Origin of the sequence: Pseudomonas ekonensis (assembly GCF_019145435.1) — a bacterium.
Taxonomy (GTDB): Bacteria; Pseudomonadota; Gammaproteobacteria; order Pseudomonadales; family Pseudomonadaceae; genus Aquipseudomonas; species Aquipseudomonas ekonensis.
This window is the reverse complement of the sequence record NZ_JAHSTS010000003.1, coordinates 681,498-693,491: the sequence shown is the minus strand read 5'-3', so window position 1 is coordinate 693,491 and position 11,994 is coordinate 681,498. Positions and strand designations below refer to the sequence as shown.

11 protein-coding genes are annotated in these 11,994 nt (G+C 66.2%); 7 read left to right on the top strand and 4 right to left on the bottom strand.

All coding sequences use genetic code 11. The features are described from left to right. Positions 1-65: 65 nt before the first annotated feature. The 6 genes from pqqA to KVG96_RS27100 all read left to right on the top strand — a co-directional run bounded on the left by pqqA (position 66) and on the right by KVG96_RS27100 (position 5,213). Positions 66-140 (top strand): pyrroloquinoline quinone precursor peptide PqqA, encoded by a 75-nt coding sequence (gene pqqA / locus KVG96_RS27125; protein ID WP_003422658.1) that lies wholly within the window; start codon positions 66-68, stop codon positions 138-140. A gap of 84 nt (positions 141-224) precedes the next feature. Beyond that, the gene (pqqB, locus tag KVG96_RS27120) at positions 225-1,136 is read left to right on the top strand and encodes a pyrroloquinoline quinone biosynthesis protein PqqB (protein ID WP_217894754.1); all 912 of its coding nucleotides are present in this window, start codon (positions 225-227) and stop codon (positions 1,134-1,136) included. Between the two features lie 134 nt (positions 1,137-1,270). Beyond that, positions 1,271-2,023 (top strand): pyrroloquinoline-quinone synthase PqqC, encoded by a 753-nt coding sequence (gene pqqC / locus KVG96_RS27115; RefSeq protein ID WP_217894753.1) that lies wholly within the window; start codon positions 1,271-1,273, stop codon positions 2,021-2,023. Next, complete coding sequence (gene pqqD / locus KVG96_RS27110) at positions 2,020-2,295, top strand: pyrroloquinoline quinone biosynthesis peptide chaperone PqqD (RefSeq protein ID WP_217894752.1); 276 nt, start codon at positions 2,020-2,022, stop codon at positions 2,293-2,295. The genes pqqC and pqqD overlap by 4 nt, the downstream gene beginning before the upstream one ends. After that, positions 2,267-3,439, top strand: coding sequence for a pyrroloquinoline quinone biosynthesis protein PqqE (gene pqqE, locus KVG96_RS27105; RefSeq protein ID WP_217894751.1), 1,173 nt, complete (start codon positions 2,267-2,269; stop codon positions 3,437-3,439). Before pqqD ends, pqqE begins: the two co-directional genes overlap by 29 nt. Then, positions 3,405-5,213 (top strand): S9 family peptidase, encoded by a 1,809-nt coding sequence (locus KVG96_RS27100; protein WP_217894750.1) that lies wholly within the window; start codon positions 3,405-3,407, stop codon positions 5,211-5,213. Before pqqE ends, KVG96_RS27100 begins: the two co-directional genes overlap by 35 nt. Before the next feature lie 30 nt (positions 5,214-5,243). Here the strand turns inward: KVG96_RS27100 and KVG96_RS27095 are convergent, their stop codons facing one another. Further along, positions 5,244-5,402 carry a YqaE/Pmp3 family membrane protein gene (locus tag KVG96_RS27095; RefSeq protein ID WP_065259115.1) on the bottom strand — a complete coding sequence of 53 codons (159 nt, stop codon included), beginning with the start codon at positions 5,400-5,402 and terminating at the stop codon, positions 5,244-5,246. Positions 5,403-5,586: 184 nt separating this feature from the next. Then, the gene (locus KVG96_RS27090; protein WP_217894749.1) at positions 5,587-6,864 is read right to left on the bottom strand and encodes an aspartate aminotransferase family protein; all 1,278 of its coding nucleotides are present in this window, start codon (positions 6,862-6,864) and stop codon (positions 5,587-5,589) included. Positions 6,865-7,033: 169 nt separating this feature from the next. Between KVG96_RS27090 and KVG96_RS27085 the strand changes: the two genes are divergently transcribed. Next, entirely contained in the window at positions 7,034-7,933 is a 900-nt protein-coding gene (locus KVG96_RS27085; RefSeq protein WP_217894748.1) for a LysR family transcriptional regulator, read from the top strand. Positions 7,934-8,188: 255 nt separating this feature from the next. On the opposite strand, the gene KVG96_RS27080 is transcribed toward KVG96_RS27085, so the two are convergent. Next, complete coding sequence (locus KVG96_RS27080; protein WP_217894747.1) at positions 8,189-9,967, bottom strand: acyl-CoA dehydrogenase C-terminal domain-containing protein; 1,779 nt, start codon at positions 9,965-9,967, stop codon at positions 8,189-8,191. Between the two features lie 182 nt (positions 9,968-10,149). After that, positions 10,150-11,946 carry an acyl-CoA dehydrogenase C-terminal domain-containing protein gene (locus KVG96_RS27075; protein WP_217894746.1) on the bottom strand — a complete coding sequence of 599 codons (1,797 nt, stop codon included), beginning with the start codon at positions 11,944-11,946 and terminating at the stop codon, positions 10,150-10,152. Positions 11,947-11,994: the final 48 nt, after the last annotated feature.

Below are 11,994 nucleotides of genomic sequence, written 5' to 3'. Positions count from 1 at the left end.
TGCCGTGGACTATACCTATGGATAGCGCTGTCTCAACCACCCGAAAACCATTGAGGAGTCACCTTATGTCCTGGACCAAACCGGCCTACACCGACCTGCGCATCGGCTTCGAAGTCACCATGTACTTCGCCAGCCGCTGAGTCCTGCCCCTGGCAGAACACAGCAGTGCAACGCCTCGGCCCGCCGGGGCGTTTTGTTTTCCGCGTTGAAATGATGGAGCGCTCATGTTTGTCCAGATTCTGGGTTCGGCCGCCGGCGGCGGCTTTCCGCAGTGGAACTGCAACTGCGTCAACTGCGCCGGCTTTCGCGACGGCAGCCTGAACGCCCGGGCCCGCACCCAATCGTCCATCGCGATCTCCGATGACGGCGTGAACTGGGTGCTGTGCAACGCCTCGCCGGACATCCGCGCCCAGCTCCAGGGCTTCGCCCCTATGCAGCCGGGCCGCGCCCTGCGTGACACCGGCATCGGCGCGATCATCCTGATGGACAGCCAGATCGACCACACCACCGGCCTGCTCAGCCTGCGCGAAGGTTGCCCGCACCAGGTCTGGTGCACGGACATGGTCCACGAAGACCTGAGCACCGGTTTCCCGCTGTTCAACATGCTCAAGCACTGGAACGGCGGACTGGACTGGAACCGCATCGAGCTCGACCAGAGCTTCACCATCGCCGCCTGCCCGAACCTGCGCTTCACCCCGCTACCCCTGCGCAGCGCGGCGCCGCCGTATTCGCCGCACCGCTTCGACCCGCACCCGGGCGACAACATCGGCCTGATCGTCGAAGACCTGAACACCGGCGGCAAGCTGTTCTACGCCCCGGGGCTGGGCAAGGTCGATGCGCCGCTGCTGGAGATCATGGCCGGCAGCGACTGCGTGCTGGTGGACGGCACGCTGTGGGACGACGATGAAATGCAGCGCCGCGGCGTCGGCACCCGCACCGGCCGCGAAATGGGCCACCTGGCCCAGAACGGCCCCGGCGGCATGCTGGAAGTGCTGGAGCGGCTTCCCGAGCAGCGCAAGGTACTTATCCACATCAACAACACCAACCCGATCCTCGACGAAGACTCGCCGGAGCGTGCGCAACTGGTGCGGCGCAATGTTGAAGTGGCGTATGACGGCATGAGTATTGTGCTGTAGCTGAGGGCCTCATCGCTGGCAAGCCGGCTCCCACAGGTTTTGCGTACGCCCCGCAACCTTGCGGGAGCTGGCTTGCCAGCGAAGGCGTCCTGACAGACACCAGAGAATCCAACGGTCGTTCCCGGAGAACAGACATGACTGACACTCCAATGTCCCCCGCCGAATTCGAGGCGGCGCTGCGCGCCAAGGGCGCCTACTACCACATCCATCACCCGTACCACGTGGCGATGTATGAAGGCCGGGCCACCCGCGGGCAGATCCAGGGCTGGGTCGCCAATCGCTTCTACTATCAAGTGAACATTCCCCTGAAGGACGCGGCGATCCTGGCCAACTGCCCGGACCGCGAGATCCGCCGCGAGTGGATCCAGCGTCTGCTCGACCACGACGGCGCGCCCGGCGAGGACGGCGGCATCGAAGCCTGGCTGCGCCTGGGGCAAGCGGTCGGCCTCGACCCGGACCAACTGCGCTCCCAGGAGCTGGTGCTGCCCGGCGTGCGCTTCGCGGTCGACGCCTACGTCAACTTCGCCCGCCGCGCCAGTTGGCAGGAAGCCGCCAGCAGCTCGCTGACCGAGCTGTTCGCGCCGCAGATCCACCAGTCGCGCCTCGACAGCTGGCCCCGGCATTACCCGTGGATCGACCCGGCCGGCTACGAATACTTCCGCACCCGCCTGGGCCAGGCGCGCCGGGACGTGGAGCACGGCCTGGCGATCACCCTGGAGCACTGCCAGACCCGTGAGGGCCAGGAGCGCATGCTGGAAATTCTCCAGTTCAAACTGGACATCCTTTGGAGCATGCTCGACGCCATGAGCATGGCCTACGAACTGAACCGCCCGCCGTATCACAGCGTGACCGGAGAACGGGTCTGGCATAAAGGAATCACCCTATGAGCTTCGACCGCAGCCTGACCCCGCACTGGCGCCCCGGCTACCGTTTCCAGTACGAGCCGGCGCAGAAAGGCCACGTGCTGCTGTACCCCGAAGGCATGATCAAGCTCAACGACAGCGCTGCGCTGATCGGCGGCCTGATCGATGGCGAGCGGGATGTCGCCGCGATCATCGACACCCTCGCGCAGCAGTTCCCCGGCGTGCCGGAGCTCGGTGACGATATCGAGCAATTCATGGAGGTTGCCCGTGCAGAGCACTGGATCACCCTTGCCTGAACCGTCGGTGCAGGTGCCGCCCAAACCTGAGGTCGGCCTGCCGCTGTGGCTGCTCGCCGAGCTGACCTACCGCTGCCCGCTGCAATGCCCGTACTGCTCCAACCCGCTGGACTTTGCGCAGCAAGGCCAGGAGTTGAGCACCGAGCAATGGCTCAAGGTGTTCCGCGAGGCGCGGGAGATGGGCGCGGCGCAACTGGGCTTTTCCGGGGGCGAGCCGCTGGTGCGCCAGGATCTCGCCGAGCTGATCGGCGAGGCGCGCAAGCTGGGCTTCTACACCAACCTGATCACCTCCGGCATCGGCCTCACCGAGCAGAAGATCAGCGACTTCAAGAAAGCCGGCCTCGATCATATCCAGATCAGCTTCCAGGCCAGCGACGAGCAGGTGAACAACCTGCTGGCCGGTTCGAAGAAGGCCTTCGCCCAGAAGCTGGAGATGGCCCGGGCGGTCAAGGCCCATGGTTATCCGATGGTGCTGAACTTCGTCACCCACCGGCACAACATCGACAAGATCGACCGCATCATCGAACTGTGCCTGGCGCTGGAGGCGGATTTCGTCGAACTCGCCACCTGCCAGTTCTACGGCTGGGCGCAGCTCAACCGCGTCGGGCTGCTGCCGACCCGCGAGCAACTGGTGCGCGCCGAGCGGATCACCAACCAATACCGCGCCAGGCTGGAGGCCGAAGGGCATCCGTGCAAGCTGATCTTCGTCACCCCGGACTACTACGAAGAACGCCCCAAGGCCTGCATGAACGGCTGGGGCAGCCTGTTCCTGACGGTCACGCCGGACGGCACCGCCCTGCCCTGCCACGGCGCCCGGCAGTTGCCGGTGCAGTTCCCCAACGTGCGCGACCACAGCATGCAGCACATCTGGTACGACTCGTTCGGCTTCAACCGCTTCCGCGGCTACGACTGGATGCCCGAGCCGTGCCGCTCCTGCGACGAGAAGGAACAGGACTTCGGCGGCTGCCGCTGCCAGGCCTTCATGCTCACCGGCGATGCGAGCAACGCCGACCCGGTGTGCAGCAAGTCCGAACACCACGGCGTGATCCTGGCCGCCCGCGAAGAGGCCGAACACGCCACCCAGACCATCGACCAACTGGCCTTTCGCAATGAACGAAACTCACGCCTCATCGCCAAGGGCTGAACCTTTCAGCGCCACCGCCGCCGTCGCCGCCGGGGTGGATTTCGCCGAGCTGCAACTGGGCACCCTTGGCCTGTTCTGGAACGAATACCGACCCCAGGACGCCGCGTGCCGGATCTGGCACTGGCGGGACGGGCAGGCCCGATGCCTGACCCCGTCCGGGTTCAGCGTGCGCAGCCGCGTGTACGAATACGGCGGCGGAGCGTTCTGCCTGACGGATGACGGGGTGGTGTTCGTCAACGAGGCGGATCAACAGCTTTACCGCCAGACGCTGGAAGGGGCGCCCGCGGCGCTGACCTGCGGCGAGTGTCGCTACGGCGACCTGGGTTTCCATGACGGCCAGGTGCTGGCGGTCGAGGAGCAGCGCGACCGGCACCGTCTGGTGGCCGTCGGTCTGGCTGACGGTCAACGGCAGGTGCTGGCCGAAGGCGCGGACTTCTACGCCGCGCCGGTCATGAGCCCCGACGGCCGGCGCCTGGCCTGGATCGAGTGGAGCCGGCCGCATCAGCCGTGGACGTCGACCCGGCTGATGGTGGCCGAACGTACGGCGCAGGGGATTGGCGCTGCACGATGCATCGCCGGGGACGGGCCTGAAGAGTCGATCCAGCAACCGCGCTTCGATGCTGAGGGACGGCTGGGGTGCCTGACCGACCGCGGCGGGCATTGGCAGCCATGGGTCGAGTCCGCAGCAGGCTTGCAGCCATTGGCCAGTGCCGAGGCCGACCACGCCCCGGCGCCCTGGCAGATGGGCGGCTGCACCTGGCTGCCGCAGGGCGAGGCGTTTCTGGCCAGCTGGAGCGAAGGTGGCTTCGGTCGTCTGGCACTCGCCGGCGAAGACTTCACCGGCGCTTACAGCCGCTTCCGCCATCTCGCGCTGGATGAGCATTTCATCTACGCCATCGCCGCCTCCCCCGTGAGCCCGTCGACGATCATCGCCATCGACCGGGCCTTGCACGCCGTGACGGTACTGGCCGGGGGCACTGCGCCGCTGCCCGCCGAACGCATCAGCCAACCGCAGACCCTGCGCTACCCCAGCGGAGGCGGCGAGGCCCACGGCTTCTTCTATCCGGCCATGAACGGCGACGCCCGGCCGCCGCTGGTGGTGTTCATCCACGGCGGCCCCACGTCAGCCTGCTACCCGATACTCGATCCGCGCATCCAGTACTGGACGCAACGCGGCTTCGCCGTCGCCGACCTCAACTACCGGGGCAGCAGCGGTTACGGCCGTGAATATCGGCAAGCTCTGCACCTGAACTGGGGCGAGGTGGATGTCGAGGACGCCTGTGCGGTGGTGGCGCATCTGTCCGGACGGGGCATGATCGACGGCGAACGCGCCTTCATCCGTGGCGGCAGCGCCGGCGGCTACACGACCTTGTGCGCCCTGGCGTTCCACCGGGTGTTCCGCGCCGGCGCCAGCCTGTACGGGGTCAGCGATCCGGTGGCGCTGGGCCGGGCGACCCACAAGTTCGAGGGCGACTACCTCGACTGGCTGATCGGCGACCCGCAGCGGGACGCCGAACGCTACGCCGCCCGCACGCCCCTGCTGCACGCGGGCAAGATCGGCGTGCCGGTGATTTTCTTTCAGGGCGAACTGGATGCGGTCGTAGTGCCGCAGCAGACCCGCGACATGGTGGCGGCGCTGGCGCGCAACGGCATCCCGGTCGAAGCGCACTATTACGCCGAAGAGCGCCACGGCTTCCGCCGCGCCGCGAACCAGGCCCATGCGCTGGAGCAGGAATGGGCGTTTTATCGGCGGGTGATGGGTCAGACCGACTGACCCCATCGCGGGCGTCAGACGCCGAAGCGCTCAACGCTTGGCGATGATGTACACCGCATGCACGATCCCCGGAATGTACCCGCACAACGTCAGCAGAATGTTCAGCCAGAACGCGCCGCCGAATCCGACCTGAAGGAACACCCCCAGCGGCGGCAGGATGATGGCGATGATGATGCGGATGAAGTCCATGGGCAGCTCCTGATCGTTAGGGGTTCGGCGCAAGCCGTACAAGCCAGTCGACCTGCACGCCGGGTCAGGGGTTCAGTGCAATCGCCGCCCACGGCGCAAAAAAACGCCCCACGCGAAAAGAATCAGGCGTGAGGCGTGCGTTATACCGCGAGACGGTTCTTGAATTCGGGTGGGAAACTTCAGCTCAGACGGCAATCCCTTTGCGGCATTGCACCTGCGCCGTGCGCACCCGGGAGAAGGCCCGGGCCAGGCGCACCAGCATTTCGTCAATGTTGGCCTGGCTGACCGTCAGCGCCGGGGTGAAGCGCAGGCAGTCCGGTTGCGGCGCGTTCAGCAGCAGGCCTTCATGCAAAGCAGCTTTGACTACAGCGTCCGCCGATTCGTCCGACAGGCTCAGCCCCCAGAACAGACCCTGACCGCGCAGCTCGCCGTGGCCGTATCGATGGGCCAACCGGGCCAGGCCTTCACGCAGATGCAGGCCGTTGTCGTTCACGTGCTGAAGAAAGGCACGGTCCTGCACGCTGTCGAGCACCACCAGGCCGGCGGCGCTCATCAGCGCATTGCCGTGATGGGTGCCGCCCAGTTCGCCGGCGTCGAAGCAGCACGCGGTGCCCCGCGCCAGCAGGGCCGCCAGCGGCACGCCGCCGCCGAGGCCCTTGCCCAGCACGACGATGTCGGCGCGCACGCCGAAGGCCTGCTCCGCGAGCAACGTGCCGCAGCGGCCGATGCCGGTCTGTACCTCATCGAGGATCAGCAGGATGCCCAGTTCGCGGCACAGGCGCTCGACGCCCTTGAGGTAATGCTCGCTGGCCGGGATCACCCCGGCATCGCTCTGGATCGGCTCGAGCATGATCGCCACGGTCTGTGCGTCCACCGCCGCATGCAGGGCCGGCAGGTCGTTGAACGGCACCGGGTCGAACCCCGGCAGCAGCGGCGCGAAACGGTTGGTCAGGTTGGCGCTGTCCGAAGCCGAGATCGTCGCCAGGCTGCGGCCGTGGCAACCCTGGCGGGCCACGATGATCCGCGAGGCGCCGCCGCGGTGCCGCTGCCCCCATTTGCGCGCCAGCTTGATCGCCGCCTCGCAGGCTTCGCTGCCGCTGTTGAGCAGGTAGGCCTGATCGCTGGCGGTGCCCGCGCACAGGCGTTCGGCGAGGCTGAGCATGCCGCGGTTGAGCAGGTTGAAACCGGGGTTGATCAGGGCCTGGGCCTGCCCGGCGATGGCCTTGACCAGGGCCGAAGGGCTGTGGCCGAGGCTGTTGGCGCCGCCGGCCTGGGAAAAGTCCAGGTACGCGCGGTCGTTGCTGTCCCACAGCCACGAGCCTTGGCCGCGCACGAACACCTGCTGCGGGCGCTCGACGCCGGACATCAGGCATTCCACGCCGTCGCCGGCATCGGTTTGTCCGGCCTCGAAAGCCAGGTCATCGAGGCTCGGCGCCGGTCGCCGTAATCCGAACAGCGTCATTGGAAAAAACCTCGTTTGAGGTTTTTTGAACTGCCTATGCAAACACGGTTGAAACAAACGCTGGTCATTGCCCTTTCCGGCCCTGCAAGCCCTGTGAATGCGGTTAGACTAGGCCGGTTCCCGGTGTCGGGCCATTTCGATTTACCAGCATTTTCGATAAGTACTGCTTATGGATTTCAAACAACTGCGCTATTTCGTCGCGGTCTACGAGGAAGGTCATGTCGGGCGGGCCGCCGAGCGGCTGTCGATCTCCCAGCCGGCCCTGTCCCAGCAGATCCGTCAGCTCGAACAGCACCTCGACGTCACCCTGTTCGAGCGCAGCAGCAAACGCCTGCTGCCCACCCTCGCCGCCCACACCTTGTACAACCACGCCTTGCCGCTGCTCGACGGCCTGCAGCGGGCCCGGGAAGCCCTGGGCAATTTCAAGGGCCAGGCCCTGCGCACCCTGGCCATCGGCGTGCTGCAGACCGTGCACACCAGCCTGGTGCCACAGATGCTCGAACGGGTGCGCAAGGCCCAGCCACACCTGGTGGTGCAGATCTATGAGTTGACGGGGCTGGAGATCGAACGGCGCCTGCTCAACGGCTCGCTGGACATCGGCATCAGCTACCTGCCGCCGCGCCAGCCCGGGCTGCATGGCGTGAAGCTGTACGAAGACGAACTGACGCTGGTCATCCCGGCGGATCATCCGCTGCGTGAATTCAAGAAAGTCTCGATGAGCCAGGCCGCCGAACTGCCGATGTTGCTGCTGGGCGAAGAGTTCCAGATCCGCCAGATCTGGCAGGCGCAACTGACCCGGCTCGGGCGGCGCCCGCACGTGCAGGCGGAACTGAACAACATGGTGGGGATTCTCGACAGCCTGCACCACACGCGGCTGGCGACGGTGTTGCCCGGCCGTTCGCAGCAGGAATACGACGATCAGGGCCTGCTGTGGAAACCGCTCAGCGAACCGCGGGTGCCGCTGACGGTGGGGCTGGTGTGCCGCGACGTGCAGCGCCAGCAGGCCTCGATGGGCTTGCTGCGAACCTTGCTGGAAGAGGTGATGCAGCGTGAGGCCGATACGCTGTAGGCCGCGAAAGGCCTCGAGGCGGGGGAGGAAACTTTTCTGCGGGCATAAGAAAACCCCGCCGAAGCGGGGCTTTGCAGACTGTTTCCCTGACATCCATTTCACTCCGCCACCCTGGCAGAATCCTACGTGTCCGTGTTGTTGCTTTGCGCTTCCTGCGCGACGTCCATGGAAAGAAGATTAGCTCTGGATCCAATCTGCGCATAGGGGAGAAAAGCGGCACGTCATGTAAGCGAAAGCTTACATGACGTGGCTGGCTCAGAACTGCGCCGCGTCCAGCAGGTAAAGCGACTCGCTGCCGGCCTTCACCGAAGCGCTCAGCGAGTGGATCCGAGGCAGCAGGCGGGCGAAGTAGAACCGCGCGGTGCCGAGCTTGCTCGCGTAGAAGTCGTCCTGCGCCTCTTTGCCCAGCGCGGCCTTGGCCATCAGTGCCCACATGTAGGCATAGGTGGTGTAGCCGAACGCTTGCAGGTACTCGACCGAAGCCGCGCCGATTTCGTTCGGGTTGGTCTTCGCGCGGTCCAGCAGCCAGGCGGTCAACTCGTCGAGGACATCGACCGCCGCGTTCAGCGGCTGGGTGAACTCGGCCAGGCCGGCGTCGGCGGTCGCGGTGAAGTGGCGCATCTCATCGGCGAACAGCTTGTAGAACGCACCGCCGCTGCCGACGATCTTGCGCCCCACCAGGTCCAGCGCCTGGATGCCGTTGGTGCCTTCGTAGATCTGGGTGATGCGCACGTCACGCACCAGTTGCTCCTGGCCCCACTCGCGGATGTAGCCGTGGCCGCCGAAGACCTGCTGGCCGTGGACGGTGGTTTCCAGGCCCAGGTCGGTGAGGAACGCCTTGGCCACCGGCGTCAGCAGCGCGACCAGGTCTTCCGCGCGCTTGCGGGTCGCGGCGTCTTCGCTGAACTTGGCGGTGTCCAGTTGCATGGCCACGTAGGTGGAGAACGCACGGCCGCCTTCGTTGGAGGCCTTCATGGTCAGCAGCATCCGGCGCACGTCCGGGTGGACGATGATCGGATCGGCGACCTTGTCCTTGTTCTGCGCGCCGGTCGGCGCACGGCTCTGCAGGCGGTCACGGGCGTATTCGAGGGCGTTCTGGTAGGAGCGCTCGCCGGTGGCCAGGCCCTGGATGCCGACGCCCAGACGCTCGTAGTTCATCATGGTGAACATCGCGGCCAGGCCCTTGTTCGGCTCGCCGACCAGATAGCCTTCGGCTTCGTCGAAGTTCATCACGCAGGTGGCGGAGGCCTGGATGCCCATCTTGTGCTCGATCGAACCGCAGTTGGCCGGGTTGCGCGCGCCCAGGCTGCCGTCGGCGTTGACCAGGAACTTGGGCACCAGGAACAGCGAAATGCCTTTCGGGCCCGCCGGCGCGTCCGGCAGCTTGGCCAGCACCAGGTGGATGATGTTCTCGGTCAGGTCGTGCTCGCCGCCGGTGATGAAGATCTTGGTGCCGCTGACCTTGTAGGTGCCGTCGGCCTGAGGCTCGGCCTTGGTGCGGATGATGCCCAGGTCCGTGCCGGCGTGCGGCTCGGTCAGGCACATGGAACCGGCCCACACGCCGGCGTACATGTTCGGCAGGTACGCGGCCTTCAGCTCTTCGCTGGCATGGGCGTTGATCGACAGGCAGGCACCGGCGGTCAGCATCGGGTACAGGCCGAACGCCAGGCTGGCGGAGTTGACCATTTCCTCGACCTGGGCCGACACGGCCTTGGGCATGCCCATGCCGCCGTAGGCCGGATCGCCGCCGACGCCGACCCAGCCGCCTTCGGCGTAGGTCTGGTAGGCCTGCGGGAAACCGGCCGGCGTGGTGACGGCGCCATCGGCCCAGCGGCAGCCTTCTTCGTCGGCGGCGCGGCTCAGGGGCGCGATGCTTTTGCTGGTGACCTTGCCGGCCTCTTCGAGAATCGCTTCGACGGTCTCGGCGTCGACGGTCTCGGCCAGCGCCGGCAGCTCGGCCCAGAGCTTGGCGACCTCGAACACTTCATTGAGGACGAAGCGCATATCGCGCAGCGGCGCTTTGTAGTCAGCCATGGCAAACCTCGCAGATCTAAACAGGTGATTCGTGGAGTGTTGGTTTCGTTGAGCCGGAGTGTACATCAACAACTTTTGCGACACATAGGGTCAACAGATGACCATTATGTAATTTTTGGTCACCGCATTCCGCATGTGAAGACCTTGTGGCGAGGGCGCTCGGTCCCTCGCCACAGGTGACGTCAGAGCGAGAACAGCTCCGCCGGCAGCTTCATCAGGCAGTCGCTGCCCGCCTCGACCGCGGCCCGATGCGCCGCGGTGCGCGGCAGCAGGCGCTTGAAATAGAACTCGCAGGTCGCCAGCTTGCCCCGGCAGAAATCGCCGTCGCCCTCGCCCGCCTCCAGTTGCGCCTGGGCCACCCGGGCCATGCGCAGCCACAGGTAAGCGAGGACGATGTAGCCGCTGTACATCAGATAGTCCACCGACGCGGCGCCCACCTCGTCCGGGTTCTTCATCGCCGCGCCGCCGACCAGCAGAGTCAATTCGCCCCACTGCCGGTTGAGCAAATCGAGTTGCGCAACGAACCCGCCCAACTGCGCATGGCCGGCGTGCGCTTGACAGAACTTGTGCACGATCCGGGTGAACCCGCGCAGCAGCTTGCCCTGGCTGCCGAGCACCTTGCGCCCGAGCAGGTCCAGCGCCTGGATGCCGTTGGTGCCTTCGTAGATCGGCGCGATCCGGCAGTCCCGCACCAGTTGCTCCATGCCCCATTCGCGGATGAAGCCGTGGCCGCCGAACACCTGCATGCCGTGGTTGGTCACCTCCAGCCCGGTCTCGGTCATGAACGCCTTGCAGATCGGCGTGAGGAACGCCAGCAGGTCTTCCGCCTCGCGGCGGGCGGCCTCGTCCCGGCTCAGGTGAGCGATGTCGAGCATCTGCGCGGTGAAGTAGGTCAAGGCACGGTTGCCTTCGTTGAAGGCTTTCATGGTCAGCAGCATCCGCCGCACGTCCGGGTGGACGATGATCGGGTCGGCCGGCCTGTCCGGTGCCTTGGCGCCGGTCAGCGAGCGCATCTGCAAGCGGTCGTTGGCGTAGCGGACCGCGCCCTGGAAGCTCGCCTCCCCCAGACACAAGCCTTGCATGCCGGTGCCGAGCCGCGCGTGGTTCATCATGGTGAACATGCAGTTCAGGCCCTTGTTCGGCTCGCCGATCAGAAAGCCTTTGGCCCCGTCGAAGTTCATCACGCAGGTGGCCGACGCCTTGATGCCCATCTTGTGTTCGATGGAACCGCAGGTCACGCCGTTGCGCTCGCCCGCCTCCCCTGCCGCGTCCGGCAGGAACTTGGGCACGATGAACAGCGAAATGCCCTTGGTGCCGGCCGGCGCGTCCGGCAGCTTGGCCAGCACCAGGTGGATGATGTTGGCGCTCATGTCGTGCTCGCCGGCGGAGATGAAGATCTTGCTGCCGGTCACCGCGTAACTGCCGTCGGCCTGGGGCACCGCGCGGGTCTTGATCAGGCCCAGGTCCGTGCCGCAGTGGGCTTCGGTCAGGCACATGGTGCCGGTCCAGCGGCCGGCGGTGAGCGGGGTCAGGTAGGTCTGCTTCTGCGCGTCGCTGCCGTGGGCGTGGATCGCCGACATGGCGCCGTGGGTCAGGCCCGGGTACATGCCCCAGGAGGTGTTGCTGGAGGCGACCATCTCGCTGACCGCCAGCCCCAGCGAACTCGGCAGGCCCTGGCCGCCGTAGGCCGGGTCCGCCGCCAGCCCGTGCCAGCCGCCTTCGACGTACTGTGCGAAGGCTTGCTTGAACCCTGTAGGCGTCGTCACCGCACCGTTGTCGAAACGGCAGCCTTCTTCGTCGCCGCTGCGGTTGAGCGGCGCCAGAACGTTCTCGCAGAATTTCGCGCCCTCTTCGAGGATCGCATGCACCATGTCCGGGCTGGCGTCGTGGGCGCCGAGAGCCGCGTAGTGGGCGTGGAAGTCGAAGACGCGGTCGATCAGAAAGCGCATGTCGCGCAAGGGGGCCTTGTAGTCGGGCATGGTGCTTCTCCTTCAGCGGTTTGCTCCCAACCTACTGCCGGCCGCCCT

Coding starts and splice junctions, on each gene's coding strand:
- pqqC (WP_217894753.1), top strand. CDS start 1,271: ATGACTGACACTCCAATGTCCCCCGCCGAATTCGAGGCGGCGCTGCGC.
- pqqD (WP_217894752.1), top strand. CDS start 2,020: ATGAGCTTCGACCGCAGCCTGACCCCGCACTGGCGCCCCGGCTACCGT.
- KVG96_RS27085 (WP_217894748.1), top strand. CDS start 7,034: ATGGATTTCAAACAACTGCGCTATTTCGTCGCGGTCTACGAGGAAGGT.
- pqqB (WP_217894754.1), top strand. CDS start 225: ATGTTTGTCCAGATTCTGGGTTCGGCCGCCGGCGGCGGCTTTCCGCAG.
- KVG96_RS27080 (WP_217894747.1), bottom strand. CDS start 9,967: ATGGCTGACTACAAAGCGCCGCTGCGCGATATGCGCTTCGTCCTCAAT.
- KVG96_RS27075 (WP_217894746.1), bottom strand. CDS start 11,946: ATGCCCGACTACAAGGCCCCCTTGCGCGACATGCGCTTTCTGATCGAC.
- KVG96_RS27100 (WP_217894750.1), top strand. CDS start 3,405: ATGAACGAAACTCACGCCTCATCGCCAAGGGCTGAACCTTTCAGCGCC.
- KVG96_RS27090 (WP_217894749.1), bottom strand. CDS start 6,864: ATGACGCTGTTCGGATTACGGCGACCGGCGCCGAGCCTCGATGACCTG.
- KVG96_RS27095 (WP_065259115.1), bottom strand. CDS start 5,402: ATGGACTTCATCCGCATCATCATCGCCATCATCCTGCCGCCGCTGGGG.